The sequence below is a fragment of the Variovorax paradoxus B4 genome (assembly GCF_000463015.1).
GTDB classification, from domain to species: domain Bacteria; phylum Pseudomonadota; class Gammaproteobacteria; order Burkholderiales; family Burkholderiaceae_C; genus Variovorax; species Variovorax paradoxus_E.
This window is the reverse complement of sequence record NC_022247.1, coordinates 3,986,613-4,010,973: the sequence shown is the minus strand read 5'-3', so window position 1 is coordinate 4,010,973 and position 24,361 is coordinate 3,986,613. Positions and strand designations below refer to the sequence as shown.

The 24,361-nt window shown below is 67.7% G+C and carries 28 protein-coding genes; 12 read left to right on the top strand and 16 right to left on the bottom strand.

What is annotated here, in order from left to right:
• Nucleotides 1-32 precede the first annotated feature (32 nt).
• From VAPA_RS18720 to VAPA_RS18710, 3 genes are all read right to left on the bottom strand, one after another.
• On the bottom strand, nt 33-1,004 hold the full coding sequence (locus tag VAPA_RS18720; protein WP_021008332.1) for a M14 family metallopeptidase: 972 nt from the start codon (nt 1,002-1,004) through the stop codon (nt 33-35).
• Entirely contained in the window at nt 1,001-1,981 is a 981-nt protein-coding gene (locus VAPA_RS18715) for a Bug family tripartite tricarboxylate transporter substrate binding protein (protein ID WP_021008331.1), read from the bottom strand. Before VAPA_RS18715 ends, VAPA_RS18720 begins: the two co-directional genes overlap by 4 nt.
• Nucleotides 1,982-2,079: 98 nt before the next feature.
• A complete protein-coding gene (locus VAPA_RS18710) occupies nt 2,080-2,973 on the bottom strand; it encodes a LysR family transcriptional regulator (RefSeq protein ID WP_041946160.1) in 894 nt (297 codons plus the stop codon).
• Nucleotides 2,974-3,082: 109 nt separating this feature from the next.
• Here VAPA_RS18710 and VAPA_RS18705 point away from each other — a divergent pair, with 109 nt between their 5' ends.
• Entirely contained in the window at nt 3,083-4,048 is a 966-nt protein-coding gene (locus VAPA_RS18705) for a DUF72 domain-containing protein (RefSeq protein WP_021008329.1), read from the top strand.
• Nucleotides 4,049-4,067: 19 nt separating this feature from the next.
• Here the strand turns inward: VAPA_RS18705 and VAPA_RS18700 are convergent, their stop codons facing one another.
• The 7 genes from VAPA_RS18700 to VAPA_RS18670 all read right to left on the bottom strand — a co-directional run bounded on the left by VAPA_RS18700 (nt 4,068) and on the right by VAPA_RS18670 (nt 9,630).
• Entirely contained in the window at nt 4,068-4,838 is a 771-nt protein-coding gene (locus VAPA_RS18700) for an amino acid ABC transporter ATP-binding protein (RefSeq protein WP_021008328.1), read from the bottom strand.
• Nucleotides 4,822-5,475, bottom strand: a complete 654-nt coding sequence (locus tag VAPA_RS18695; RefSeq protein WP_021008327.1) for an amino acid ABC transporter permease — start codon at nt 5,473-5,475, stop codon at nt 4,822-4,824. Before VAPA_RS18695 ends, VAPA_RS18700 begins: the two co-directional genes overlap by 17 nt.
• Nucleotides 5,476-5,493: 18 nt before the next feature.
• The gene (locus tag VAPA_RS18690) at nt 5,494-6,150 is read right to left on the bottom strand and encodes an amino acid ABC transporter permease (RefSeq protein ID WP_021008326.1); all 657 of its coding nucleotides are present in this window, start codon (nt 6,148-6,150) and stop codon (nt 5,494-5,496) included.
• Between the two features lie 31 nt (nt 6,151-6,181).
• Nucleotides 6,182-6,991: a transporter substrate-binding domain-containing protein gene (locus VAPA_RS18685; RefSeq protein ID WP_021008325.1), complete on the bottom strand. Its 810-nt coding sequence runs from the start codon at nt 6,989-6,991 to the stop codon at nt 6,182-6,184.
• Nucleotides 6,988-7,755, bottom strand: coding sequence for a GntR family transcriptional regulator (locus VAPA_RS18680; protein ID WP_021008324.1), 768 nt, complete (start codon nt 7,753-7,755; stop codon nt 6,988-6,990). The genes VAPA_RS18685 and VAPA_RS18680 overlap by 4 nt, the downstream gene beginning before the upstream one ends.
• A gap of 411 nt (nt 7,756-8,166) precedes the next feature.
• Nucleotides 8,167-9,144, bottom strand: a complete 978-nt coding sequence (locus tag VAPA_RS18675) for a Bug family tripartite tricarboxylate transporter substrate binding protein (RefSeq protein ID WP_021008323.1) — start codon at nt 9,142-9,144, stop codon at nt 8,167-8,169.
• Nucleotides 9,145-9,189: 45 nt separating this feature from the next.
• Nucleotides 9,190-9,630, bottom strand: a complete 441-nt coding sequence (locus VAPA_RS18670) for an OsmC family protein (protein WP_021008322.1) — start codon at nt 9,628-9,630, stop codon at nt 9,190-9,192.
• A gap of 226 nt (nt 9,631-9,856) precedes the next feature.
• On the opposite strand from VAPA_RS18670, the gene VAPA_RS18665 reads away from it, so the two are divergent.
• The 3 genes from VAPA_RS18665 to VAPA_RS18655 all read left to right on the top strand — a co-directional run bounded on the left by VAPA_RS18665 (nt 9,857) and on the right by VAPA_RS18655 (nt 14,158).
• Nucleotides 9,857-11,548, top strand: a complete 1,692-nt coding sequence (locus tag VAPA_RS18665; RefSeq protein ID WP_021008321.1) for a long-chain fatty acid--CoA ligase — start codon at nt 9,857-9,859, stop codon at nt 11,546-11,548.
• Between the two features lie 75 nt (nt 11,549-11,623).
• Complete coding sequence (locus VAPA_RS18660; protein WP_021008320.1) at nt 11,624-12,148, top strand: thermonuclease family protein; 525 nt, start codon at nt 11,624-11,626, stop codon at nt 12,146-12,148.
• Between the two features lie 78 nt (nt 12,149-12,226).
• Entirely contained in the window at nt 12,227-14,158 is a 1,932-nt protein-coding gene (locus tag VAPA_RS18655; RefSeq protein ID WP_021008319.1) for a PhoX family protein, read from the top strand.
• A 44-nt stretch (nt 14,159-14,202) separates the two neighbouring features.
• Here the strand turns inward: VAPA_RS18655 and VAPA_RS18650 are convergent, their stop codons facing one another.
• On the bottom strand, nt 14,203-15,549 hold the full coding sequence (locus tag VAPA_RS18650; RefSeq protein ID WP_021008318.1) for an NAD(P)/FAD-dependent oxidoreductase: 1,347 nt from the start codon (nt 15,547-15,549) through the stop codon (nt 14,203-14,205).
• 193 nt (nt 15,550-15,742) lie between these two features.
• On the opposite strand from VAPA_RS18650, the gene egtB reads away from it, so the two are divergent.
• The 5 genes from egtB (at nt 15,743) to VAPA_RS18625 (ending at nt 19,754) form a co-directional block, all read left to right on the top strand.
• Nucleotides 15,743-16,999, top strand: a complete 1,257-nt coding sequence (gene egtB / locus VAPA_RS18645) for an ergothioneine biosynthesis protein EgtB (protein ID WP_021008317.1) — start codon at nt 15,743-15,745, stop codon at nt 16,997-16,999.
• Between the two features lie 3 nt (nt 17,000-17,002).
• Nucleotides 17,003-18,016, top strand: coding sequence for an L-histidine N(alpha)-methyltransferase (gene egtD / locus VAPA_RS18640; protein ID WP_021008316.1), 1,014 nt, complete (start codon nt 17,003-17,005; stop codon nt 18,014-18,016).
• A gap of 153 nt (nt 18,017-18,169) precedes the next feature.
• Nucleotides 18,170-18,454 carry a DUF427 domain-containing protein gene (locus tag VAPA_RS18635; RefSeq protein ID WP_021008315.1) on the top strand — a complete coding sequence of 95 codons (285 nt, stop codon included), beginning with the start codon at nt 18,170-18,172 and terminating at the stop codon, nt 18,452-18,454.
• Complete coding sequence (locus VAPA_RS18630; RefSeq protein ID WP_021008314.1) at nt 18,451-19,203, top strand: 2OG-Fe dioxygenase family protein; 753 nt, start codon at nt 18,451-18,453, stop codon at nt 19,201-19,203. The genes VAPA_RS18635 and VAPA_RS18630 overlap by 4 nt, the downstream gene beginning before the upstream one ends.
• A gap of 107 nt (nt 19,204-19,310) precedes the next feature.
• Complete coding sequence (locus VAPA_RS18625; RefSeq protein WP_015866434.1) at nt 19,311-19,754, top strand: universal stress protein; 444 nt, start codon at nt 19,311-19,313, stop codon at nt 19,752-19,754.
• Here the strand turns inward: VAPA_RS18625 and VAPA_RS18620 are convergent.
• Nucleotides 19,738-20,412: an RluA family pseudouridine synthase gene (locus VAPA_RS18620; protein ID WP_021008313.1), complete on the bottom strand. Its 675-nt coding sequence runs from the start codon at nt 20,410-20,412 to the stop codon at nt 19,738-19,740. The genes VAPA_RS18625 and VAPA_RS18620 overlap by 17 nt on opposite strands.
• A gap of 161 nt (nt 20,413-20,573) precedes the next feature.
• Between VAPA_RS18620 and VAPA_RS18615 the strand changes: the two genes are divergently transcribed.
• Nucleotides 20,574-21,767 (top strand): MFS transporter, encoded by a 1,194-nt coding sequence (locus VAPA_RS18615; RefSeq protein ID WP_041946159.1) that lies wholly within the window; start codon nt 20,574-20,576, stop codon nt 21,765-21,767.
• An 18-nt stretch (nt 21,768-21,785) separates the two neighbouring features.
• Here VAPA_RS18615 and VAPA_RS18610 read toward each other — a convergent pair whose 3' ends face one another.
• The 3 genes from VAPA_RS18610 to VAPA_RS34885 are packed head-to-tail and all read right to left on the bottom strand — an operon-like array spanning nt 21,786 to nt 22,518.
• Nucleotides 21,786-22,067, bottom strand: coding sequence for a 2Fe-2S iron-sulfur cluster-binding protein (locus VAPA_RS18610; RefSeq protein ID WP_021008311.1), 282 nt, complete (start codon nt 22,065-22,067; stop codon nt 21,786-21,788).
• Entirely contained in the window at nt 22,064-22,372 is a 309-nt protein-coding gene (locus tag VAPA_RS18605) for a VF530 family protein (RefSeq protein ID WP_041946158.1), read from the bottom strand. The genes VAPA_RS18610 and VAPA_RS18605 overlap by 4 nt, the downstream gene beginning before the upstream one ends.
• Nucleotides 22,369-22,518: a hypothetical protein gene (locus VAPA_RS34885; protein WP_015866429.1), complete on the bottom strand. Its 150-nt coding sequence runs from the start codon at nt 22,516-22,518 to the stop codon at nt 22,369-22,371. Before VAPA_RS34885 ends, VAPA_RS18605 begins: the two co-directional genes overlap by 4 nt.
• A gap of 93 nt (nt 22,519-22,611) precedes the next feature.
• Here VAPA_RS34885 and VAPA_RS18600 point away from each other — a divergent pair, with 93 nt between their 5' ends.
• Both VAPA_RS18600 and VAPA_RS18595 read left to right on the top strand, forming a co-directional pair.
• The gene (locus VAPA_RS18600; protein WP_021008309.1) at nt 22,612-23,130 is read left to right on the top strand and encodes a GNAT family N-acetyltransferase; all 519 of its coding nucleotides are present in this window, start codon (nt 22,612-22,614) and stop codon (nt 23,128-23,130) included.
• Between the two features lie 85 nt (nt 23,131-23,215).
• Nucleotides 23,216-24,115 (top strand): DUF808 domain-containing protein, encoded by a 900-nt coding sequence (locus tag VAPA_RS18595; protein ID WP_021008308.1) that lies wholly within the window; start codon nt 23,216-23,218, stop codon nt 24,113-24,115.
• Nucleotides 24,116-24,132: 17 nt separating this feature from the next.
• Here the strand turns inward: VAPA_RS18595 and VAPA_RS18590 are convergent, their stop codons facing one another.
• Nucleotides 24,133-24,339, bottom strand: a complete 207-nt coding sequence (locus VAPA_RS18590; RefSeq protein WP_041946157.1) for a hypothetical protein — start codon at nt 24,337-24,339, stop codon at nt 24,133-24,135.
• Nucleotides 24,340-24,361: the final 22 nt, after the last annotated feature.

Sequence of the window (24,361 nt, the reverse complement as noted above, 5' to 3'; positions counted from 1 at the left end):
TTGCCACAGCCCGGAAGGTCCCGCCAGCCGGCTCAGAGCAGCCGGCGACGGGCGTAGCGCACCACCGTCACGCCCGGCTTGGCCTGACGGGTGGAGGGCATGACGAGCACGCAGTCGTCGTAGGGCGTGGTCACGGGCTCGCCTTCGTTCCAGCCGATCGCGGTGCCTGCGCGCTCGATCACTTCCAGGCCGGTGAAGGGCTGTGCAAAGCGAAAATCCCCGCTGCGCGCCACCACCGGGCCGGTCACGTCCAGCGCCCATTGGCGTGGCGCGTCAGGCTGCAGCCAGCCGGGCAGTTGCTGCGCGATGGCTGCGTCGTCCAGGGTGCCCGCCGCCCGCAGGAAGCGCGCGCACTGGTCCTGCGCCACGGTACGGCTGGCCGGGTCGCCGTGGAAGCCGCACTCGACCAGCAGCGCACGGGCGTCGCTCTCTGCGTCGGGGGCACCGAATCGGCCGAAATCGCGCATGCGCACGCCGTCCTTGTGACCGGCATCGATGACCACATGCTCCGGGCTGCGCATCGCCTGCGCCAGCAGCAGGTTGCGCGGCTGCGTGCCGGTGAGCGTCAGCGGCGCGGAGGGCTCGTGCATCGAATGCAGGTCCAGCAGCCAGTCGGCCTGCGTTACATAGGGCTGCAGCGCTGCGGCGCGACGCCGCTCCCGCGTCGTGCCGGCCTCCAGACGTTCCGGCGACCATTGGCGGTTGAGGTCTTCGTCGACGAAGCGGGAGGCATCGTGGTCGGCCGGATCGAAGCGCTCGAAGGCCTCCAGGTTGCAGAACGCCAGCGTGAGCCGGCCGCGCTGCGGGCGCACAGCGGCCTCCAGAAGGCCCTTGAGCGCCCAGGCGCCGCACACTTCGTTGCCGTGCACGAGCGCACTGATCATCACCTGCCGGCCGGGCACTGCGGCTTCGAAATGCCAGACGCCCTCGACGCCGGTGTTGCCGGCACGCCAAGCGGCGAGGTCGGGAGCGGGGAGTTGGAAAAGAGACGCGGACAAGCTCATTCCTTGATGTTGGCGAATTTGACGATGGCCTTGTACTTGGCGGTTTCGCTGACGAGAAACTTGTCGATGTCCAGGTCCGAAGTCGGGACGACCGAACTGGCGGCTTCCATCTTCTTGCGGAAGTCGGGCGACTGCAGCGTCTCGCTCAGTGCCTTCTTCAGCCGGACCGACACCGACTCGGGCAGCTTCGCCGGCCCCATCAGCGCGAACCAGACGCCGATGTCCAGGTTTTTCAGGCTGGGGTTCTCGCTGAGCGCGGACAGGTCGGGCGTGATGGCCGAACGTTTGGCCTCGGTGGTGCCCAGCGCCACCATCTTGCCGCTGCGAATGTAGGGCAGCGCGCTGGAAAGAACGAAAACGCCGAAGTCGATGTTGCCGCCCAGCAGGTCGTTCGTCAGCGGCGCCACGCCCCGGTACGGCACATGCGTCATGAAGATGCCGCCCTGCTGCTTGAGCATCTCGCCCGCCAGATGCAGCGAGGTGCCGACGCCGGAGCTGCCGTAGCTGTACTTGCCGGGGTTCTTCTTCAGCAGCGCGAGGAATTCGCCGGAGTTCTTCACGCCGGCCGAGGGGGCCGCCACCAGCACCAGGGGCTGGGAGGCGATCAGGCCGATAGGGGTGAAGTCCTTCGGTTCGTACTTCACGTTGCCGTTGACCAGCTTGTTGATCGCCACTTCGTTGCTGGCGCCGACGAGCAGCGTGTAGCCATCGGGCGCGGCGTTGGCAACCTTTTGCGCGCCGATGGCTCCCCCGGCTCCGCCCACGTTGTCGATGATCACCGGCACGCCAAGGCGATGGGAGAGCTCGACGCCGAGTGCGCGCCCGGTGAGGTCGGTCGAGCCGCCCGGCGGGTAGGCCACCACCAGCGTGATGGGTTTGTGGGGGTAGGTCTGGGCGTTGGCCGGGCCGGCTGCCGCCCAGGCAAGGCCGCACAGAGCCACGGCAAGACTCGAAGAGAAAGCACGGGGAAGACGCATCGTTGCCTCGAGGGTTGTAGTAATCCCGAGGATTCTGTGGAGATCTTCGCTTTCGCGTGGTGCCGTGTTGGCACGAATCCGTGCCGATCAGGCCCGCGTCAACGCGAAGCCATCGCCCGCCAGACGTCTTCGGCCAGCGGGCCCAGGCGGCGCTTCGGCCGGTAGAGCCGCACTTCGAAGCGCACTTCCATGCGCCGCCCGCCTGCCGGCACCAGTCGGCCGGCCCTGCAATCGCCCTGCACCATCGACCACGGCAGCCACGCCACGCCCAGGCCCCTCAACACGTACTCGTAGAGCGCATCGGCCGAATCGCATTCGATGCAACGCTTCAGACGCGGCGCCTGCGGGTTGTTGGTCAGCAAGTCTTCCACCATGCGGCCCATCGCAAGCGTGCGGACGTACGAGAGAAACGGCACTTCGCCGGTACCGTCGAAGCCGTGCACCGCACGGCCCTGTGCGTCGGCGCGTGACACGGGCACGAGCTTGTCGGACGCCACAGTCACATGGGAAAACTGCCGCCCGTCGAGCCGGAAAGTGAGCGCGGCATGGTGAAAGATCAGCGAGAAATCCACCTCGTTGTGTTCCAGCATCCGCACCGTCTCCGCCAGTGCGCCCGTCAGCACCCGTACCTCGCCGTGGCGCAGCATGGGCTGCAGGCGCACCAGCCAGTCGGCCATCACCGTGCGTGCCAGCGTGCGGCCGGTGACCAGCGTGACCGTGCGGGCCTGCCGACCGGCCACGTTGTGCATTTCCTCGCGCGAGCCCTCGATGCCGCGCACCACCTGGCTGGCGTTGTCCAGGAAGCTCTCGCCCGCGGCCGTCAGCACGACTGGGGAGCTGCCGCGCTCGATCAGCGCCGTGCCGGCCCATGATTCGAGTGCGCGGATGCGGCGTCCGAAGGCGGGATGCGTGACGTGGCGAAGCTCGGCGGCGCGCGTAAAGCTGCGCGTTTCCGCCAGGGCGATGAAGTCTTCCATCCATTTGAATTGCATGTCGAGACGAATCTTAAGCATGGCGCCTGGAGGCGGATGGGAAGATTTCCTACGCCACGGTACCGCCCGGCAGGCCACGTTCGAGCTTCAGCAGAAAAAAAGACGAGCGATGCAGGGCACCACGCGAATCGGAATTTCTGGCTGGCGCTATGCGCCATGGCGGGGCCGCTTCTATCCCAAGGGGCTGGCGCAGCACCTCGAGCTCGACTTTGCATCGCGCATGCTGCCCACCATCGAGATCAACGGCTCGTTCTATTCGCTGCAGCGCCCCGCCTCCTGGCAGGCATGGCACGACGCAGCGCCGGACGATTTCGTGTTTGCGGTGAAGGGGCCGCGTTACATCACCCACACCCTGCGGCTCAGGGAACCGCGCGTTCCGTTGGCCAATTTCCTTGCGTCGGGCCTGTTCGCGCTGGGCGCCAAGCTCGGGCCCATTCTTTGGCAGCTGCCGCCGTCGTTTGCCTACGACGCCGATCGCCTGGAGGAGTTCCTGGCGCTGTTGCCCAGGGGCGGCCGGTCCGCCCTCGAGCTGGCACGGCAGCACAACGAGAAGCTTGCCGACGACCGTGCGTTGCTGAAGGCGCCCGCGAAGCTGCGCATCCGGCATGCGATGGAGGTGCGGCATGCGAGCTTCGCGAATCCGGACTTCATTGCGATGCTGCGCCGGCATGGCGTCGCACTGGTCGTTGCCGACACCGCGGGGCGCTGGCCCCTGCTCGAAGACTTGTGCGCCGACTTCGTCTACATGCGGCTGCATGGCGACAAGGAACTCTACGCGAGCGGCTACGACGATGCTGCGCTCGACCGCTGGGCCGAGCGCATCGACGCCTGGCGCCATGGACGCCAGGTGAAGGACGCGAGGCTGGCCGTGCCTACGTGCCAGCTGTCCGGGCGCAAGGGGCGCGACGTGTTCTGCTACTTCGACAACGACGTCAAGGTGCACGCACCCTACGACGCCGCGCACCTGGCGGCCCGGCTCGGCGTGGCCACCGGCCTGGGGGCGAACGACAGCTTCACGCTGCCGCCCGACATGGCGGTGCGAAAGCCGGCGCGTGCGCGGGCACGCAGGAAGTAACGCAGCTCTGCGTACCGTCTCAATCGTGCAGCGACGAAAGAAACTGCTTCAGCTCGGCCGTCTGCGGATTGCCGAACAGTTCCGCCGGCGGCCCCATCTCGTGCACGCGGCCCTGGTGCATGAAGATCACGCGGTCGCTCACCTTGCGCGCAAAGCTCATCTCGTGCGTGACCATCAGGAGCGTCATGCCTTCGTCGGCCAGCGACTCCACCACGCGCAGCACCTCGCCCACCAGCTCGGGGTCGAGCGCCGAGGTGATCTCGTCGCACAGCAGCACGGCCGGCTCCATCGCCAGCGCGCGGGCGATGGCCACGCGCTGCTGCTGGCCGCCGGAGAGCTGGTCGGGCATGGCGTCGAACTTCTCTGCCAGGCCCACGCGCTCGAGCAGCTTGCGCGCCTGCGATGCCGCCTCCATGCTGCCGCGCTTCTTCACCAGCGTGGGCGCGAGCATCACGTTCTTTCCGACCGTGAGATGCGGGAACAGGTTGAAGCTCTGGAAGATCATGCCCACGTGCTGGCGCAGCTCGCGCATGGCCATGGCGCTCTCGTGCAGCAGGGGCTTGCCGTCGACCGTGAGCGAGCCTTCCTGGAACACCTCGAGCCCGTTGATGCAGCGCAGCAGCGTGCTCTTGCCCGAGCCGCTCTTGCCGATGATGGCAATGACCTCGCCGCGCTTCACGTCGAGGTCGATGCCCTTGAGCACCTCGTTGGCGCCATACGACTTGCGCAGCGCGGTCACGCGCACGATCGGCGCGGCGGAGGTCTGGCGGGATTCAAGCACGGCGGCCATGGGATTTCCTCTCGAGATTCTTGGCGTACAGGCTTACAGGGAAGCACAGCACGAAGTAAAGCAGCGCCACGCAGCTGAACACCACGAAGGGCTTGAAGGTGGCGTTCGAAATCATGCTGCCGGCCTTGGTGAGTTCGACAAAGCCGATCACCGAGGCGAGCGCCGTGCCCTTGATCACCTGCACCAGGAAGCCCACCGTCGGCGCGATGGCGATCTTCACCGCCTGCGGCAGGATCACGTGGCGCATCTGCTCGCTGAAGCTCAGCGCCAGGCTGCCCGAGGCTTCCCACTGGCCCTTGGGAATGGAGGCCACGCAGCCGCGCCAGATTTCGGTGAGGAAGGCGCTGGTGTAGAGCGTGAGCGCCACGCTGGCCGCGGTCCACGCCGACACGTCGATGCCGAACAGCGCGATGCCGAAGTAGGCGAGAAAGAGCTGCATCAGGAGCGGCGTGCCCTGGAACAGCTGCACGTAGAGGCCGACGGCGCGGCCCATGGCGCTGCCGCCGCGCAGCCGCAGGAACAGCAGCAGGGCGCCCACCAGCCCGCCGCCGATGAAGGCGATGAGCGAGAGCACGACGGTCCAGCGCAGCGCCATCAGCAGGTTGCGCAGGATGTCCCAGAGAGAAAAATCGACCATGGTGGTGGCGTCCTGCGTTCAGCGTCCGAAGAAGAATCTCGGCCCGGCCCAGTTGAGCAGCCTGCGCAGCGCAACGGCCAGCGCCAGGTAGAGCAGCGTGGCGACGATGAAGGCCTCGAAGGCGCGGAAGTTGCGGCTCTGGATGAGGTTGGCCGCATAGCTCAGCTCCTCGGTGGAGATCTGCCCGCACACGGCCGAGCCCAGCATCACGATGATGATCTGGCTCACCATGGCGGGCCACACCTTCTTGAGCGCGGGCGGCAGCACCACGCGGGTGAACACCTGCACCTTGTTGAGCGCCAGGCTCACGGCCGCCTCGATCTGCCCCTTGGGCGTGGCCTCGATGCCGGCACGGATGATTTCGGTGGCGTAGGCCCCGAGGTTCATCACCATCGCGATGATCGACGCCGTCTCCGGCGTGAGCTTGACGCCCGCCGCGGGCAGGCCGAAGAAGATGAAGAACAGCTGCACGATGAAGGGCGTGTTGCGGATCAGCTCCACATAGCTGCCGACCACCCAGCGAAGCCACGCCGGTCCGCTGGCACGCGCCCAGGCGCAGGCCACGCCCACGGCCATGCCGATGACCGTGGCGATGGCTGTCAGGCCGACCGTCCACGCGATGCCCTTGGCGAGCAGTCGCCAGTCGACAAGAACTGCACCGAAGTCGAATTCCATGGCCGCGCCTTTGTTCGAGGTTCAGCGGCGCTCAGACCGGCAGGTCGCCGGCTGCCTTGCCGAGCCACTTCTTCGACATGGCGTCCAGCGTGCCGTCCTTCTTGGCGGCGGCAATGATCTCGTTGACCTTGGTCTTCAATGCGGTTTCGCCCTTGGCGACGCCCACGAAGCAGGGGCTGTCCTTCAGCAACAGCTTGAACTCGGCGCTCACCTTCGGGTTCTTGGCGAGCATGTCGCCGGCAACCGCCGCGCTGGTTGCGACGGTTTGCGTCTGGCCGGCCACGAAGGCTGCGATCGTCGCGTTGTTGTCCTCGAAGCGGCGGTAGTCGACGTTCGGCGGCGCCACCTTATTCAGTTCCTGGTCTTCCATCGCGCCGCGCGTCACGGCGACGGTCTTGCCGGCCATGTCGGCGAAGCTGGTGAGCTTCATGCTCTTGGCCGCATACACGGCCTGGAAGAAGGGCGCGTAGGCCGAGGAGAAATCGATCACCTTCTCGCGCTCGGCGTTCTTGCCGAGCGTGGAGATCACGAGGTCGGCCTTGCGGGTCTGGAGGTAGGGAATGCGGTTGGCGCTGGTCACGGGCACCAGTTCGACCTTGACGCCCAGCTTGGCGGCGATCAGCTCGGCCATTTCGATGTCGAGGCCTTGCGGCTTCATGTTCTTGTCCACCGAGCCGTAGGGCGGATAGTCGGTCGGCACCGCGATCTTGATGGTCTTGGCCTTCAGCACGTTGTCGAGTGCGTTCTGGGCCTGGGCGGCGCCGGCTGCCGCCAGCATGGCGATGGAAGCAAGCGCGAGCGAGAGGTGGCGTTTGGACGAAGAGAACGAAGGGTGGGTCATAGCAGGGCTCCTAGGTAAGTCGATGAATCGGTGTCGTCGGGGGAGGGCGAAGCCGCCTTGCGCCGCCCGGGCCTGGCCGCGGTGGTCTTCTTCTGTTGCAGCGGCGCCAGCGCGTCGCGCAGCTGCGCCAGCGGATCGGTGGGCGCCTGCACACGCAGCGCCGACTGCACCGTGCCGATGTGCGCGGCCATCAGCGCCTCGGCGGCGGCGTGGTCGCCCCGTTCGAGTGCGGCGACGATCTGCACGTGGTCCTCGCAGGACTGCACGGCGTCGTGTGTGCTTTGGTAGAGCATGGCGATCAGCGTGGTGCGTGCCGTGAAGTCGCGCAGCGTGTCCGCCAGCAGGGTGTTGCCAAGGCATTCGGCCAGGCACACGTGAAAGTCGCCGAGCAGGAAGCTGCGGTTGCCGACGTCGCTCTCTTTCAGTGCGGCCTTTTCACGCTGAAGGTGCGCCTTCAACTGGCGCAGCGCGGCCTTGTCGATCTTGCCGGTGCTGCGGATGAGGCCCAGTTCGATGACGCGCCGGGCTTCGAAGGCTTCGCGCGCCTCGTCCTGGGAGGGTTCGATCACGAACCAGCCGCGCCGCGCACTCACCGTGACGATGCCGCGCGCCGCCAGCCGGGTGAGGGCTTCGCGCACGATGGTGCGGCTGCAGTCGAACAGCATGGCCAGCGGCTGTTCGCCCAGGCGCGAGCCCGGCGCGAGCTTCTGCGCCATCACCGCCTCGACGATGCGTGCACTGATTTCGGATGCGGATGTAGACATTGGCATGCATACCAGCAGCTTCTGTGCCAACTGGTATGCAAGATCTGTGCACCGAAATGGGACGGCGCTGCGTGCCGGTGGTGCATGGCGCTGCTGTTCAGGGTGCAGCTGTTCAGGGCGCGCTCCCGCCGACGGGGCACCTTGCTCCGCGAATGTCCCCCGCCTTCGGCTCCTCCTTTATTTCGCTGCGCAAGGCACCCCATCGACGGGAGCGTTGGACAGAGCACTGGTTGATCAGCGGTACACAAAGAGCGTGCCCTGTGCACAGGGCATCGGGTGCTCCCCGCAGCGAAATCAAGGAGGAGGCCGCAGGCCGGGGGACATTCGCGGAGGGGAGTACCCGGTGGCCTGTGCACGCCGCCCTGAACAAGAGTGCCCTCGAAGAACGACAGCGCCCCGAACCGCCAGCAATCAATCCATCCGCGCGCCCGAAGCCTTCACCGCCTTGTCCCAGCGCGGCGTCTCCGTGGCCAGGAAGCGCGCGAAATCCTCGCTGCCCAGGTAAGCCGGGTCCGCGCCCTGGCTCACCATGCGTTCGCGCACCTCGGGGCTGGTCAGCACCTGCCTGAACGCGTCGCTCAGCCTGGCGACCACGTCGCCGGGCGTGTCCTTCGGTGCGAAGAAGCCGTAGAAGCCCACCACCTCGAAGCCCTTGACACCCGACTCGATGACTGTCGGCACGTCGGGCAGGGCGGGGTTGCGCTCGCGGCTGGTCACGGCCAGGGCGCGCACCTTGCCCTGCTTGTGATAGTTGGCGGCCTGCGGAATCGACTCGGCCATGAACTGAACCTGCCCGCCCATCAGGTCGGTAAAAGCCGGGGCGCTGCCGCGGTAGGGGATGTGCACCATGAAGATGCCGGTGGCGGTCTTGAACATCTCGGGCACCAGGTGGCTGATGCCGCCGTTGCCGGCCGAGCCGTAGTTGACCTGGCCGGGCCGCGCCTTGGCGTAGTCGATGAACTGCCGGAGGTTCTGCACCGGCAGCTTGGGCGTGACCAGCAGGGCCAGCGGCTGCATCGCGGTGCGCGCAATGGGCACGAAGTCGCGCTGCGTGTTGTAGGGCAGCTTGCTGTAGAGCGCGCCGTTGATCACGGCCACGCCGGTGTTGGCCAGCATCAGCGTGTAGCCGTCGGCCGGACTCTTGGCGACCGCGTCGGCGCCCACCGAACCGCCCGCGCCGGGCTTGTAGTCGACGATCAGCGGCTGGCCCAGCACCGCCTGCAGCTTGTCGGTCAAAAGGCGCGCATGCTGGTCGAGCGGACCGCCGGCCGGGAAGCCGATGACGACCTTGATCGGCTTGTCGGGGTAGGCGGCCATGGCGGCGGCGCCGACGCCGAACGAGGCGATTGAAAAAGCCGCCAGGAGGGCGGCGCGCGCAGGTCGGGTCATGGATCGTCTCCTCTTTTTCAAGTGGAGACGATCATAAGCAGCGGCTCAGCCGGCGAGCGTGGCCTTCAGCGTGATTTCCGGCACGCTGGCCAGCGCCTTCGACAGCGGGCAGCCGGCCTTGGCGGCGGCCGCGATCTGCTGGAACTTCGCTTCTTCCAGATTGGGCACCGCGGCATCGAGCTCGAGCGCAATGCGGTCGATCTTGAAGCCCTCGCCATCCTTGGCCAGCCGCACCGCGGCCTTGGTGTCGATCCTGGTGGCTGTCAGGCCCTCTTTCTCCAGCGCGAAGGCAAAGGCCATCGTGAAGCAGGCCGCATGGGCCGCGCCGACGATTTCCTCGGGGTTGGTGCCGCGCTTGTCGTCCTCGAAGCGGCTTGCGAAGCCGTAGGGGTAGTCCTTGAGGGCGCCGGTCTCGGTGCTGATCTGGCCCTTGCCGGTCTTGCCGGCGCCTTCCCAGTGAACGCTTGCGTGCTTGTCTGCTGCCATGAAAACTCTCCTTCATTCAGGTAACGGGTGGGGGAGAAGCAGGTATCGCGCGGAACGCCGGGCTTGTCTGTAGTCGCAGGGCGCGTGCGATGAAGATCGCGCAATCGCGAGCAAGGGGCGTCGCCAAGGTGACGCGCCCGGGGGCTTCCCCGATGGGAGCGGCGCACGGCTCGGCTTAGGCTGCGGCCTGTCCTCCTTCTCTCTCTTCCGTCCGCCTGCCTTGACCATGCAACCACGTCCGCACTACAAGTTCTGGCCCAAGCGCCTCCCGCATTCGATCACCGTTCCCGTCACCTCGCTGTGGCACAACCTCGCAACTTCGGCGGCGCGCTATCCGGACAAGGCCGCGCTGGTCTTCTTCGGGCGGGTGCTGAGCTATCGCGATTTCGCGGCCCAGGTCGAGCGCCTGGCCGGCGTGCTGCACGCACTGGGCGTGAAGCGCGGCGACCGCGTGGTGCTGAACATGCAGAACTGCCCGCAGCTCGTGGTCGCGCATTTCGCGATCCTGCGCGCCAATGCGGTGGTGGTGCCCGTCAACCCGATGAACCGGGCCGAGGAGCTCAAGCACTACATCGTCGACCCGGACGCCAGGGTGGCCATCACCACCGGCGACCTGGCCGGCGAGCTGGCCAAGGCCAGCAATGCGCTGCCGCCCGGGCAGCAGCTGGCCCACATGATCGTGACCCAGTTCACCGACGCCTTCGACGCCGATGCGAACGGCGCCGACGCTCCGGCGCCGGCATGGAATGAGTGGCTCGCCACGCGCCATCCGCTGCCCGAACTGGCCGGCGGCCAGGCCATGGCCTGGACCGACGCGCTCGCGGCCGGCCATCCCGCGCCCGAGCACCTGGTGGGCGCCAACGACATGGCCCTGCTGCCCTACACCAGCGGCACCACCGGCCTGCCCAAGGGCTGCGTGCACCACCATTCCAGCCTCATGCACAACGCGGTGGCCAGCCAGCTCTGGGGCCAGGCCACCTCGGAAGCGGTGGTGCTGGCGGTGGTGCCCATGTTCCACATCACCGGCGTGGTGAGCATGATGCACACCTCCATCCTCGCGGCGGCTACGCTGGTCATCATGCCGCGCTGGGACCGCGACGTGGCGGGCCGGCTCATCTCGCGCTGGAAGGTCACGAGCTGGACCAACATCCCCACCATGGTGATCGACCTCATGGCCAGCCCGAATTTCGCGAGCTACGACCTGTCGAGCATCACGCACATCGGCGGCGGCGGCGCCGCCATGCCGCAGGCCGTGGCGCAGCGCCTCTTCGAGCAGTACGGCCTCAAGTACCAGGAGGGCTACGGCCTCACCGAAACCGCCGCGCCTTCGCATACCAATCCGTCGGACCACCCCAAGCAGCAATGCCTGGGCATTCCCTTCATGAGCACCGATGCGCGCGTGGTCGACCCCGACACCCTGAAGGAAATGCCCGTCGGCGAATCGGGCGAGATCATCATCCACGGCCCCGAGGTGTTCCAGGGCTACTGGAAGCGCCCCGACGCCACCCAGGCGGCTTTCGTCGAGTTCGAGGGCAAGCGCTTCTTCCGCTCGGGCGACATGGGCCGGATGGACGAGGACGGCTACTTCTTCATGACCGACCGCCTGAAGCGCATGATCAACGCGAGCGGCTTCAAGGTGTGGCCGGCCGAGGTCGAGCTGCTGATGTTCCGCCATCCCGCGATCCAGGAGGCCTGCGTCATTTCCACCAGGGACGACTACCGCGGCGAATCGGTCAAGGCCGTGGTGGTGCTGCGCGCCACGCACAAGGACACCACCGAGCAGCAGATCATCGACTGGTGCCGCGAGAACATGGCGGTCTACAAGATCCCGCGCAAGGTGCAGTTCGTCGACGCGCTGCCCAAGAGCGGCAGCGGCAAGGTGATGTGGCGGCTGCTGCAGGAAGACGAAAACAAATGATTCAGCCGGATGGGATGGGCACTTCGCGTCGAGAATCAACGCTCTTTGCAACGTGTCCGTTCCGCTCCTGCCTGCATGCGCTTTCGCCCGGTCTTTCTTCTTCTTTTCGCTTTCGTTTCTCCTCCGCTGCTGGCTCACGCCGAGCCCCGCAGTTGCCTGGTCGTCGGTATCAGCGACGGCGACACGCTCACGGCGCGCTGCGGGCGCGCCGGTTCCTATGAGCAGATCAAGGTGCGCATCGCCGCGATCGATGCGCCCGAAAGCAAGCAGCCCTATGGCCAGCGCAGCCGGCAGGCGCTGAGCCGGCTCTGCTACGCCGAGAAGGCGCAGATCACGCCGCGCGACACCGACCGCTATGGCCGCACCGTGGCCGACGTGGCGTGCAACGGAGAGGACGCGGGCAGCCGCATGGTGTCCGGCGGCTGGGCCTGGGTGTACGACTACGACGGCATTGCGACCAAGCGCGGAGGCGGGCTCTTCAAGCTGCAGGATGCCGCGCGTGCGCAAGGCCTGGGGCTGTGGGCCGATTCGAAGCCGACGCCGCCCTGGGACTGGCGGCGGGAGCGGCGCGAGCACCACTGGAGCGACGCCCTCTTCTGAGCCGCCGGTCGCTGTCATGGGGAATTCATGCGGACGCGAGACCATCGCGGGTTCTCGCAACCCCATGACGACAAGAAGATGGCCAAAGATTTCGAGCGGATGGAGGACTCCAATCCCTCCGCCAACCCCACCATCCACGAAGTGTCCGACCCGAAGCGTCGCGTGTTCGTGCGCGGCGGCCTGGCGGCGGCAGTGGCAGGCCTCTTCGGGCCGCTGGTGGCCGGCACGCTGGCCGGTTGCGCCACCACCCCCTCAGGCAGCCCGGTGAGTTCGCTGGGCCGGGCCATCGGCTTCAAGAGCGTGCCCATGGCCGCCGTCGACCGCATCGTCGTGCCCGAGGGCTACAGCGCGCGGGTGCTCTACCGCTGGGGCGACGCCACAGGCATCGCCGGCCGCATGCCCGCATTCAAGGCCGATGGCTCCAACACCGCGGACGAACAAGCCCTGCAGGCCGGCATGCACCACGACGGCATGGCCTTCTTTCCGCTCGACGGATCGAACCGCGGCCTGCTGGTGCTGAACCACGAATACGTCGACGACGGCCTGCTGCATCCGGACGGCATGAAGACCTGGACGGCCGAGAAGGTGCGCAAGTCGATGAACGCGCACGGCGTGTCGGTCATCGAGCTGCAGCGCGAGGGCGCGAAATGGTCGCAGGTGCTGCCGTCGCGTTTCGCGCGCCGCATCACCGCGCTCACGCCAATGACGCTCACCGGCCCCGCCGCCGGCCACCCGATGCTGCGCACCGCGGGCGATCCGACGGGTACGCAGGTGCTCGGCACCTACAACAACTGCTCGAACGGCCAGACGCCGTGGGGCACCTACCTGACCTGCGAGGAAAACTTCGCGGACTACTTCGAAGGCACCGGCACGCCCGACGCACACCAGAAGCGCTGGGGCATCAAGAAGGGCAACGGCGCCAAGTACCGCTGGCACGAGCATGAGGCGCGCTTCGACGTGGCGAAGCACCCGAACGAGTCGAACCGCTACGGCTGGGTGGTCGAGATCGATCCGCAGGACCCGGCGTCGACGCCGCGCAAGCGCACCGCGCTCGGCCGCGCCGCGCACGAGGGCGCCGCCACCGCGCTCACCAACGACGGCCGCGCGGTCATCTACATGGGCGAGGACTCGCGCTTCGAATACATCTACAAGTTCGTGAGCCGCGACAAGGTGCAGCCCGGCGGCGCGGCCGCCAACCGCGAACTGCTCGACCACGGCACGCTCTATGTGGGCCGCTTCGACGTGGACGGCACCGGCGAGTGGCTGCCGCTGGTGCAGGGCAGGAACGGACTCGTCGCCGACAAGGGCTTTGCAACCCAGGGCGACGTGCTCATCAAGGCGCGCCAGGCCAGCGACCTGCTGGGCGCCACCAAGATGGACCGCCCCGAATGGACCACCGTCGATCCGCTGACGAAGGAGGTCTATTGCACGCTCACCAACAACAGCAACCGCGGCGCGCCGGGCCAGCCCTTCATGGACGCGGCCAATCCGCGCTCCAACAACACGATGGGCCAGATCATCCGCTGGAAGGAAAACGGTGACCTCGACGCGACCAGGTTCGCCTGGAACCACCTCGTGCTCGCGGGCGATCCGAAGCAGACGCGCTACGAAGCGCAGGGCAACATCAAGGGCGACACCTTCGGCAGCCCCGATGGCCTGATGGTCGATGCGCGCGGCGTGCTGTGGATCGAGACCGACGTCTCGACCTCCACGCTCGGCAAGGGCGAATACGCCAACCTGCCGAACAACCAGATGCTGGCATGCGATCCGACCCAGGGTGAGATCCGCCGCTTCCTGCTCGGGCCCGCCGGCTGCGAGGTCACCGGCCTCACGGCCACGCCCGATCTGCGCACGCTCTTCATCAACGTGCAGCATCCGGGCGAGCCGGCCAATGAGCGCAGCGACCCGGAACGTCCGCTCGCCGTGTCGAAGTGGCCGGATGGCGCCGGGCGCCCGCGCTCGGCGACGGTCGCCATCACGAAGAACGATGGCGGCGTGATCGGGACCTGACGCGGGAAGGGGCAGGGCGCTCCGAAGGGGCCTTCGGAGCGCCGCTAGGACTCGCTCTTGCCCTGCACGTCCGCCACCACGCGCGCATTGCGCTGGAAGCTCCAGTAGGCGCTGGCCCAGTCCATCATCACCACGATGCGGTTGCGGAACCCGATCAGGAAGTACGCGTGCGCGAACAGCCAGAACAGCCATGCGAGCCGGCCGCTGAAGCGCAGCGGGCCGAGGGGCGTTTCCAGGTCCACCACCGCCGAGTTGCGGCCGATGGTGGCCAGGTTGCCGTAGTCCCGGTAGCGGAAAGGCACGGTCGGCTCGCCCGCGATGCGGCGAAGAATGTTGGCGGCCGCCGCGCGGCCCATCTGCTTGGCGCCGGGCGACACGCCGGGCACCGGCTTCGGCGGCTTGCCGGGGGCGTAGCTCAAAGCTGCTGCCAGGTCGCCCACCACGCTGATCTCGGGATGGCCGGCCAGGCTCAGGTCGGGCTCGACCTTGATGCGGCCTGCGCGGTCGCATTCGGCGCCGGTCGCCTCGCCCAGCATGCGCCCCAGCGGCGAAGCTGCGACGCCTGCCGCCCACACCACGCAGCTGGTGTCGATGCGGTAGCTGGTGGCAGGTGCGCCGTCGGCGCCACCGCCGGACTGCACTTCGAGCCCGCCGGCGTCGATGGCGGTCACGCGCGCATTGAGCCGCACCTCCACGCCAAGTTTTTCCAGTTGTTCGAGCGCCTTCTGGCTGAGGTTCTCGGGCATGGCCTGCAGCACGCGCGGTCCGCCTTCGATCAGCAGCACCTGCGCGCTCCCGGGGTCGATGTGGCGGAACTCGCCGGCGAGCGTGTGCTTGGCAATCTCGGCCAGCGTGCCTGCCATTTCGACCCCCGTCGGGCCGGCGCCGATCACCGCGAAGGTGAGCAGGGCGCGCCGGCGCTCCGGGTCGGTCGCGGTTTCGGCCGCCTCGAACGACATCAGCACGCGGCGGCGGATCTCGAAGGCGTCGGCCAGCGTCTTCAGGCCGGGCGCGACGGGCGCCCATTCGTCATGGCCGAAATAGCTGTGCGTGGCGCCGGCCGCGACGACGAGGTGGTCGTAGCTCACCAGGCTGCCGTTGGTCAACCGGACCGCGCGCGCTGCCGGATCGATGGCACTCACTTCGCCGAGCAGCGTGGTGATGCGCGGCTGCTGACGGAACAGGGCACGCACCGGCGCCGCGATCGACGGCGCGGCGAGCCCGGCGGTCGCCACCTGGTAGAGCAGGGGCTGGAACAGGTGGTGGTTGGTCTTTTCGATCACCGTCACGTCCACGTCGGCGCTTTCGAGCCTGCGGGCGGCTTCGAGTCCGCCGAATCCGCAGCCGACGATGACGACATGGGGGCGGGCGGAGGCGTTGGTCGTTTGCATCGAACAGATGATACGCAGCCGATACCCAGCCGCCCTGCAAGCCGGCCGATCTTGTGCCAAAGTGGCTCCCCCCCCCACCCGGTGGCTGCACGGCGACGCGGCATGACACGGCGCTTCAAGGGCGCGAACTTGTCCTACGCGCTGCTGCAGCAGCCATCGGCTACAAATTGCGGTTGACCCGACTGGAGACACCATGACGCTTTCCCGGCCGATCACCCAGGCGGCGAGCGCACTGCGCGACAAGTTCCGCGAAGTGCGCGCCGCCAGCCTGGCACTCGCCGCGCCGCTCTCCGCCGAAGACCAGTGCATCCAGTCGATGCCCGACGCGAGCCCGACCAAATGGCATCTCGCGCACACGACCTGGTTCTTCGAGACCGTGCTGCTCCAGCCGCACGCCGCGGGCTACCGGCCGTTCGACGTGCGGTTTCACTACCTCTTCAATTCGTACTACGAGGCACTGGGGCCGCGCCACCCGCGGCCACAGCGAGGGTTGCTCACGCGGCCTTCCGTGAACGAGGTGCATGCCTACCGCAGCCATGTCGACGAGGCGGTGCTCGCATTGCTCGAAGGCGGCACTGGCGAGCACGACTGGGCCGCCATCGAGCCCATCGTCACGCTCGGGCTGCACCATGAGCAGCAGCACCAGGAACTGCTGCTCACCGACATCCTCCATGCCTTGTCATGCAATCCGCTGCTGCCCGCCTACAGGCCCGCGGCAGGGCCCGTGCTGCGGCTTGCCGCCGTGCCTCAGGCCATGCGCTGGCTGCCGCAGCCTGGCGGCGTGGTGCAGGTGGGCCATGAGGGGCCGCAGCAGGGTTTTGCCTTCGACAACGAAACGCCGCGCCATGCGGCCCTGCTGCAGCCCTATGCCATTGCCGACCGGCTGGTGAGCTGCGGCGACTATGCGCAGTTCATTGCCGATGGCGGCTACCAGCGCCCCGAACTCTGGCTCTCCGACGGCTGGGCCGCCGTGCAGGCGCAGGGCTGGCGCCATCCGGCCTACTGGCTGGCCGCCGACGATCCCCGGCTGGAGACCCAGCCGCAACAGGGCGGCTGGCAGGTGTTCGGCCTGCATGGCCTGCGGCCGATGGAGGCCGACGCGCCGGTGTCGCAGCTGAGCTTCTACGAGGCCGCCGCCTATGCCGAATGGGCCGGTGCGCGCCTGCCTACCGAATTCGAATGGGAAGCCGCCTTCGATGCGCCCGGCATCTCGCAGATGACGAGCCACGTCTGGCAATGGACGCGCTCTTCCTACGATCCGTATCCCGGGTTCAGGCCCATGCCCGGCATCGCGGCCGAATACAACGGCAAGTTCATGGTGGGTCAACTGGTGTTGCGCGGTGGCAGCGTGGCCACCCCGGCCGGGCACACGCGGCCCAGCTACCGCAATTTCTTTCCGCCGGCGGCGCGCTGGCAGTTCTCGGGGCTGCGGCTCGCGAAAGACGTTTGAATCATGCGCAATCCAACATCCTCGTCCTCCCTTTCGTTTGCCGCCGCCCAACAGCAGCGCCAGCCCGTGGCGCCTGCCGGCCTGGAGAGCACGCCGCTGCTCTCCGAGTTCGGCCGCGAGATGCAGGCGGGCCTTGCGCGCAAGCCGCGCCGGATTTCACCCAAGTATTTTTACGACGCGGCGGGTTCGCAACTGTTCGACCGCATCTGCGAATTGCCGGAGTACTACCCCACGCGTACCGAGCTGCGCATCCTCGGCGAATGCGCCGGGGAGATCGCCGAGCAGATCGGTCCCGGCGCGGAAATCGTGGAGTTCGGCGCTGGCTCCCTGACCAAGGTGCGGCTGCTGCTCGATGCGCTTGAATCGCCCCGGCGCTACCTGCCGATCGACATCTCTGGCGAGCACCTGGCGGCCGCCGCCGAGCGACTCAGGGCCGATTACCCGGAGCTGGTGGTGCAGCCGATTGCGGCGGACTACACGATGCCGCTGGTGCTGCCGGCGCCGTTGCCAGGCGCGGGCAAGCGCGTGGGATTCTTCCCCGGCTCGACGATCGGAAATTTCGAACCCGACGAGGCGCTGGCCTTCCTGCAGCTCGCGGCGCGGATGCTGCGCGGCGGGGGGCTGCTGATCGGCGTCGACCTGGTGAAGGATCCAGGACGCCTGCATGCGGCGTACAACGACGCACAGGGCGTGACGTCGGCGTTCAACCTCAACCTGCTGCGGCGCGCCAATACCGAGCTCGATGCGAACTTCGACCTCGACGGCTTTGCGCACGCGGCGTTCTACAACGCGCCGAAGCAGCGCATCGAGATGCATCTGGTGAGCCGGCGGGACCAGACGGTTTCATTGAATGGCGAGCGGTTCGGGTTCGAGGAAGGGGAGACGATCCATACCGAGTACTCGCACAAGTTCACTGTGGATGGATTGCGGGCCCTGGCTGTGAAGGCGGGGTTTCGGCCGGGGGCGGTCTGGACGGATCCGGAGAGGCTCTTCAGCGTGCATTGGCTCGGGGCCTGATTTTTGTTCCGGGGCGAGACCCGGCCCCGGAACTCAAAGCCATAAGCCACACAAAAATCCCCGCCAAAGGCAACGGGCACAATACCCCTTCCCCGTGCGGCAGCGCACCCGCCAAATGCGCCCCGCGCCACCTCCCCCTTGGAGTGCAAGACCATGAAAGCAACCTGGAACGGCGTCACCATCGCCGAAAGCGACGACACCGTGCTCGTCGAAGGCAACCACTATTTCCCGATGAGCTCGCTCAACCGTGACCACGTGACCTTCAGCAACCACAAGACCACCTGCCCCTGGAAGGGCATGGCCAGCTACTACTCGCTGCTGGTCAACGGCGAGCTCAACACCGACGCCGCCTGGTACTACGCCGACCCGAAGCCCGAAGCCGAGGAAATCCGCGACCGGGTTGCGTTCTGGAAGGACGTGAAAGTCACCGCGTCGTGACCACGGCCGCATTCGCCCCACCATTCATCCAGCCCGCCGAACTGCAGGCCGCCCTGCGTGAACAAGGCTATGCGGTTTTGAGCCCGCAAGGCGTGAGCGACTGGCTGGGCGTGCCGCTCGCGCAGCTCGAAGCGCTGCATGCCGACTGGAACGATCTTCCGCCGGACGAATACTTGAAGGACGGTGGTCGCTATCGCACGCGGCGCCACGCCTGCTTCACGGTCGAGGGCGATTCGATTGCGCGGGCGCCGCATCGCGCGCACTGGCAACCGATCGAATACAACGCGCTGCATGGCGGCATGCAGCGCTGGTTCGCGCCCATGCATGAGGCCACCGTGGCGCAGCCGGCCTGGCAGCGCCTGCTGCAGCGCCTGGGCGAAGCCGCGAGCGGCATGCGCGGCGCAGCGGCAGCGCAGCCGTGGTTCGTCGAGGCGCACCAGTTCCGCATCGACACCGCGGGCGGCATCGGCCGGCCCACGCCCGAAGGCGCGCATCGCGACGGCGTCGACCTGGTGGCGGTGGCACTGGTCGGGCGCAGCGGCATCAAGGGTGGTGAAACGCGCGTGTTCGAAGCCAGCGGGCGGCGCGGCGAGCGCTTCACCATGACCGAGCCATGGACGCTGCTCCTGCTCGACGACGCGCGCGTGATCCACGAGTCCACGCCGATCCAGCCGCTCGAGGAGGGCGGCGCAGGCTGGCGCGACACGCTTGTCGTCACCTGCCGCACCGGGGGTTTCCAGGGGGATTGATCCCGCTGGCTTGAGTCCTACAGCCACTCCCCGGCATAGAGGTTAAATTCGGGGCCCGGCTCGGTTGCGAGCCGCGCCTGTCTGCGAACGAAAAAGTGAGGTCCGCCATGTTCAATCACATCCTGGTTCCGATCGACGGCTCCGAAACTTCCATGCTCGCGGTCAGCAAGGCCAGCGGCCTGGCGCTGGCGTTCGGAAGCCGCATCACGTTGATCCACGTGATCGACAACTATCCCTTCATCGGCGTGGGTGCGGACTACGCGCTGGGCCAGAACGAATACCTGGCCGCAGCCACCGCGAGCGCGAATGCGGCACTCGCACGCGGCGTGGCGGCACTCGCCGCCGAAGGCCTGCACAGCGACCAGCGCGTGATCGACGGCCACGTGGTGCACGAAGGCATCGTCGACACCGCCATTGCCATCGCGGCCGACCTGATCGTGATGGGCTCGCACGGACGCAGCGGCATCGAGAAGCTGCTGCTGGGCAGCGTCACGCAGCGCGTGCTGCAGGACGCGCCCATGCCGGTGCTCGTGGTCAAGGGCGGGCTGTAAGAGAAGAGAAATCGAAACCGGGCGGGCTCTGCAAGCAAAGGGCTTGCTGCGTGACCGGGTGCACGAAACCCAGTTCGCTGGCATGCAGCAGCAGGCGCGGTGCACGCGCCCGGACATCGGCGCTGCTGTAGAGCGCGTCTCCCAGAATCGGATGGCCGATCGACAGCAGGTGCACGCGCAATTGATGCGAGCGCCCCGTGAGCGGCTCCAGCAGCAGGTGCGTGGCCTCGGCCCTTGCGTTCGACGCTGAAGCCGAAGACAGCGCACGCCATCGCGTGAGGCTGGGCTTGCCGGCCGGGTCCACCTTCTGCAGCGGACGGTTCGGCCAGTCGGCCATCAGCGGCGCGTCGATGACCGACCACTCGTCTTCCACCGGCAGCGCGCCATCCACGATGGCTTCGTAGCGCTTGTGTACCCGGCGCTCGGCAAAGGCGTCGCCGAGCGCACGCTGCATGGCGGCGCCGCGCGCCATCAGCACCAGCCCGCTGGTGGCCATGTCGAGCCGGTGAACGACCAGCGCGTCGGGCCATCGCCGCACGGCGCGCGCGCTCAGGCAGTCCTGCTTGTCTTCGCCCCGCCCGGGCACGCAGAGCAGGCCGGCGGGCTTGTTCAGCACCAGCAGGTGGGCGTCTTCGTGGATGAGGTCGATGTCCGGCATGGGTAGGCGGGAGTGTAGAGAGGAGAACGCAGAGCCTGCGCTCACGCAAGGCTCATGAAGCCTCGGCTATCCTCGAGCGAATGTCCGGCCCCGTCTCCCCTGCCTCAGCCTCCGTTCCCCCGCCCCCGAGCTTTACCGAACTCCGGCGCGAGCGCCCGTTCATGCAGATGTGGGTGGCGCGGCTCTTCGGCACCGCGGCCTCGCAGATGCTGCTGGTGGCCATCGGCTGGCATATGTACGAGCTCACCGGCAGCGCCTGGGACCTGGGGCTCGTGGGCCTCTACCAGTTCGTGCCCGCCTTGCTGCTCGCGCTGCTCGCCGGCCACGTGGTCGACCGCCACCACCGCGGTCGCATCGTGGCGGCCTGCTTTGCGGTGCAGGGGCTGGTGGCGCTGGTGCTGCTGCTCGCGGTGGTGCAGCGCTTCGACACGCGCGGCCTGCTGCTGGGGCTGTCGCTGGTGCTGGGCGCGGTGCGGGCCTTCCAGATGCCAGCGCAGCAGGCGCTGACGCCGTTGCTGGTGCCGCCCTCGATGCTGCCGCGCGCCATGGCTTTCAGTTCGGCCGGCATGCAGGGCGCGATCATCGGCGGGCCGGCGCTCGGCGGCCTGTTGTTCGTGGCCGGCATGGCGGTGGTATACGGCGCCAGCGTGCTGTGCTTCGCGGTGGCCTGCGTGCTCGTCCTGCGGTTGCGCTATGCCTACACGCCGGCCGCGCGCGAGCCGGTCACGCTGGCCACGGTATTCGCGGGCGTCGATTTCATCTGGAAGCGCAAGCCGGTGCTCGGCGCCGTCTCGCTCGACCTCTTCGCGGTGCTGCTGGGCGGCGCGGTGGCGCTGCTGCCGATCTACGCCAAGGACATCCTGCACACGGGGCCCTGGGGGCTCGGCCTGCTGCGCGGCGCGCCGGCCGTGGGCGCGCTGGTGATGTCGATCGCCCTCACGCGCCGGCCCATCGAGCGCAACATCGGCCGCACGCTGCTGATGGCCGTCGGGCTCTTCGGGCTCTGCATGGTGGTGTTCGGCATTTCGCGCAGCTTCATCGTCTCCCTGGTTGCGCTGGCGGTGTCCGGCGGGGCCGACATGGTCAACGTGGTGATCCGCCAGACCCTGGTTCAGCTCGAGACGCCCGACGCGATGCGCGGCCGGGTGAGTGCGGTCAACTCGATCTTCATCGGCGCCAGCAACCAGCTGGGCGAGTTCGAATCGGGGGCCACGGCGGCGCTGCTCGGGCCGGTGGGCTCCGTGGTGGTGGGCGGCGTGGGAACCATGATGGTGGCGCTGGGCTGGTTCAAGCTGTTTCCGTCGCTGGCGCAGCGGGACCGGCTGGTGGTCGCGATGCCGGCGGCGGCCAAATAGGGCGAAGCGCCTCGGTCTTCAGAAGACCGAAAACGCCTGGGGCGCATCGATCGTGAGGTCGCTCTGCGCCTCGGCCACGCAGGGCAGGATCCAGCCCTCGGCCTTTTCCTCGGCGCTCAGGCCCGGCCATTCGATGATGTGGCGGATGGAGCCCGACACCAGATGGCAGATGCAGGTGCGGCAGGTGCCGTTGCGGCAGGAACTCGGCATTTCGATGCCGGCCGCCTCGGCCGATTTCAGAAGCGTGGTGCCAGCCTCGGCGTCGAAGCCGAGGCCCGACGGTTCGAGCCGGACCCTCATCGCTGCGGAGGCTGTGGTTGTTGCTGCTGCTGCTCACGGCGCTGTTCGCGCAGCATGAAGAGATAGAGGCTTTCGACCTTCTCGCGCGCCCACGGCGTCTTGCGCAGGAACTTGAGGCTGGAACCCACGCTCGGGTCGATGGCGAAGCAGCGGATGGGAACGAGTTCGCCGAGCTGCTCCCAGCCGTAGTGATCGGCCAGCGCCTTCACGATGGCCTCCAGCGTGAGCCCGTGCAGCGGGTTGCGGGGCTGGTGGGCCGGCTTGGCGGGTGCCGGGGCCGGCCCAGCGGGGGCCTCGTCGGTCACTTGTTCTTGAGCTTGCCGCGCGGGATCACCGCCGTGGTGATCGTGCGGACGGGTTCGATGCCGCCGGTGCCCACCGGCTTGGGCGGCGAAGTGTCCTTCTTCGGTTTCTTGGCTTCCTTGTTTGCGCGCTGTTGACCCTTGGCCATATCGACTCCTTTTGATGCTGCGTATGCGGCGTGGTAGCGGGCAGTTTAGCGGTGCGGCGACAATACGCAGTTCCTTTTGATTTCCCCGCATTCATGTCAGATTACGAAGTTCGCCCCGCCACCATGCGCGACGCCAAGGCCGTCGCCGAAGTCCATGCCCTGGCCGCCAAGGCTGCCTACGAAGGCATCCTGCCCGAAGAAGAGCTGCGCGTGCTGGCACCCGCCTCGCGCGAAGCCAAGTGGCGCGAAGCCATCGAGTTCAGCGAGCCGCAGGTGCAGGTGGCGGTGCTCGACGGAGAAATCGTCGGCTTCGTCGGCTTCGACCGCTCGCGCGATCCCAAGACGCCGTCCACCACGGGCGAGATCTGGGCCATCTACGTCAAGCCCGAGCATTGGGGCAAGGGCATCGGTGTCGCCCTCTGGGACGCCGCGCGCGAAGGCCTCGAGGAAGAGGGCTGCACCACGGTCACGGTCTGGGTGCCCATTCGCAACGACCGCGCCATGCGCTTCCATGAACTCGCCGGCTTCAAGCGCGAAATGAAGACCGCCAAGACCACCGCGCTGGGCACCGTGCGGGTCGAAGAGATCCGCCTCAAGCGCAGCGTCGCCTGACGCGCCGGCCGCGTACGGGTATTGCCGGCGGGCGCCGCGGTTGCGGCTAAGCTCGCCGCTTCTTTTTTCCACTCCGACCCCTGCCATGGCCACCAGCCTGCTTCTGCTGCTCGACGACATCGCGACCGTCCTGGACGATGTCTCGGTCCTCACCAAGGTCGCCGCCAAGAAGACGGCCGGCGTGCTCGGCGACGACCTTGCGCTCAATGCCCAGCAGGTCTCGGGGGTCAAGGCCGACCGCGAATTGCCGGTGGTCTGGGCGGTGTGCAAGGGCTCGTTCGTCAACAAGCTCATCCTGGTGCCCGCGGCGCTGGCCATCGGCACCTGGCTGCCCTGGCTGGTCACGCCGCTGCTGATGGTGGGCGGCGCCTTCCTTTGCTTCGAGGGCTGCGAGAAGCTGGCCCACAAGTTCCTGCACAGGCAGGAGCACGAAGCCGATACCGCGCGCCATGAGCGCGCCGTGGCCGATGAGGCCGTCGACGTGGTCGCGGTCGAAAAGGACAAGATCAAGGGCGCGGTGCGCACCGACTTCATTCTTTCGGCCGAGATCATCGCCATCACGCTGGGCACCGTGCAGGGCCAGTCCTTTCTCACGCAGTTCACCGTGCTCGCAGGCATTGCGCTGATCATGACCATCGGCGTCTACGGCCTGGTGGCCGGCATCGTGAAGCTCGACGACGCGGGGCTCTACCTGAGCCAGCAGGCGAGCAAGGCTGCGCAGGCCCTGGGCCGCGGCATTCTCGCGGCGGCGCCCTGGCTCATGAAGGGGCTGTCGATTGCGGGCACCGCGGCCATGTTCCTGGTGGGCGGCGGCATCCTGGTGCACGGCGTGCCGGCCCTCGGCCATGCCGTCGAAGACTGGGCTGCGGCCACCGGCGGCGTGTTCGGCGCGCTGGGGTCGATGGGGGTGAATGCGGGCATCGGCCTTGTGGCCGGTGCCGTGGTGCTTGCGGTGGTCGAACTCGTCAAGAAGCTCCGCCGCTGAGCGGAACTCTGCCGCCTTCAGTGCCGCGCCTTGGCGCGCTGCACCAGGTCGACCACGATCAGCGCCACCCCCAGGACAAGGGCGAACCAGCCGACGATCGATGCGCCGGCCACCATCTCGAACCAGCGCGTGCCTTGCAGGAAGCGCGGCCCCAGCAGCACGGCGGCGCCGATCAGTATGCAGAGGATGCCGCGTTCGAGCGTGCGGAGTTGTCTTGAGGCCATGGGTCTTGGTGGGGTCTGGTGC

Excerpts from the sequence above, each read along its gene's own strand:
- VAPA_RS18720 (WP_021008332.1), bottom strand. The coding sequence starts at position 1,004 with ATGAGCTTGTCCGCGTCTCTTTTCCAACTCCCCGCTCCCGACCTCGCC.
- VAPA_RS18715 (WP_021008331.1), bottom strand. The coding sequence starts at position 1,981 with ATGCGTCTTCCCCGTGCTTTCTCTTCGAGTCTTGCCGTGGCTCTGTGC.
- VAPA_RS18710 (WP_041946160.1), bottom strand. The coding sequence starts at position 2,973 with ATGCAATTCAAATGGATGGAAGACTTCATCGCCCTGGCGGAAACGCGC.
- VAPA_RS18705 (WP_021008329.1), top strand. The coding sequence starts at position 3,083 with ATGCAGGGCACCACGCGAATCGGAATTTCTGGCTGGCGCTATGCGCCA.
- VAPA_RS18700 (WP_021008328.1), bottom strand. The coding sequence starts at position 4,838 with ATGGCCGCCGTGCTTGAATCCCGCCAGACCTCCGCCGCGCCGATCGTG.
- VAPA_RS18695 (WP_021008327.1), bottom strand. The coding sequence starts at position 5,475 with ATGGTCGATTTTTCTCTCTGGGACATCCTGCGCAACCTGCTGATGGCG.
- VAPA_RS18690 (WP_021008326.1), bottom strand. The coding sequence starts at position 6,150 with ATGGAATTCGACTTCGGTGCAGTTCTTGTCGACTGGCGACTGCTCGCC.
- VAPA_RS18685 (WP_021008325.1), bottom strand. The coding sequence starts at position 6,991 with ATGACCCACCCTTCGTTCTCTTCGTCCAAACGCCACCTCTCGCTCGCG.
- VAPA_RS18680 (WP_021008324.1), bottom strand. The coding sequence starts at position 7,755 with ATGTCTACATCCGCATCCGAAATCAGTGCACGCATCGTCGAGGCGGTG.
- VAPA_RS18675 (WP_021008323.1), bottom strand. The coding sequence starts at position 9,144 with ATGACCCGACCTGCGCGCGCCGCCCTCCTGGCGGCTTTTTCAATCGCC.
- VAPA_RS18670 (WP_021008322.1), bottom strand. The coding sequence starts at position 9,630 with ATGGCAGCAGACAAGCACGCAAGCGTTCACTGGGAAGGCGCCGGCAAG.
- VAPA_RS18665 (WP_021008321.1), top strand. The coding sequence starts at position 9,857 with ATGCAACCACGTCCGCACTACAAGTTCTGGCCCAAGCGCCTCCCGCAT.
- VAPA_RS18660 (WP_021008320.1), top strand. The coding sequence starts at position 11,624 with ATGCGCTTTCGCCCGGTCTTTCTTCTTCTTTTCGCTTTCGTTTCTCCT.
- VAPA_RS18655 (WP_021008319.1), top strand. The coding sequence starts at position 12,227 with ATGGCCAAAGATTTCGAGCGGATGGAGGACTCCAATCCCTCCGCCAAC.
- VAPA_RS18650 (WP_021008318.1), bottom strand. The coding sequence starts at position 15,549 with ATGCAAACGACCAACGCCTCCGCCCGCCCCCATGTCGTCATCGTCGGC.
- egtB (WP_021008317.1), top strand. The coding sequence starts at position 15,743 with ATGACGCTTTCCCGGCCGATCACCCAGGCGGCGAGCGCACTGCGCGAC.
- egtD (WP_021008316.1), top strand. The coding sequence starts at position 17,003 with ATGCGCAATCCAACATCCTCGTCCTCCCTTTCGTTTGCCGCCGCCCAA.
- VAPA_RS18635 (WP_021008315.1), top strand. The coding sequence starts at position 18,170 with ATGAAAGCAACCTGGAACGGCGTCACCATCGCCGAAAGCGACGACACC.
- VAPA_RS18625 (WP_015866434.1), top strand. The coding sequence starts at position 19,311 with ATGTTCAATCACATCCTGGTTCCGATCGACGGCTCCGAAACTTCCATG.
- VAPA_RS18620 (WP_021008313.1), bottom strand. The coding sequence starts at position 20,412 with ATGCCGGACATCGACCTCATCCACGAAGACGCCCACCTGCTGGTGCTG.
- VAPA_RS18615 (WP_041946159.1), top strand. The coding sequence starts at position 20,574 with ATGCAGATGTGGGTGGCGCGGCTCTTCGGCACCGCGGCCTCGCAGATG.
- VAPA_RS18610 (WP_021008311.1), bottom strand. The coding sequence starts at position 22,067 with ATGAGGGTCCGGCTCGAACCGTCGGGCCTCGGCTTCGACGCCGAGGCT.
- VAPA_RS34885 (WP_015866429.1), bottom strand. The coding sequence starts at position 22,518 with ATGGCCAAGGGTCAACAGCGCGCAAACAAGGAAGCCAAGAAACCGAAG.
- VAPA_RS18600 (WP_021008309.1), top strand. The coding sequence starts at position 22,612 with ATGTCAGATTACGAAGTTCGCCCCGCCACCATGCGCGACGCCAAGGCC.
- VAPA_RS18595 (WP_021008308.1), top strand. The coding sequence starts at position 23,216 with ATGGCCACCAGCCTGCTTCTGCTGCTCGACGACATCGCGACCGTCCTG.
- VAPA_RS18590 (WP_041946157.1), bottom strand. The coding sequence starts at position 24,339 with ATGGCCTCAAGACAACTCCGCACGCTCGAACGCGGCATCCTCTGCATA.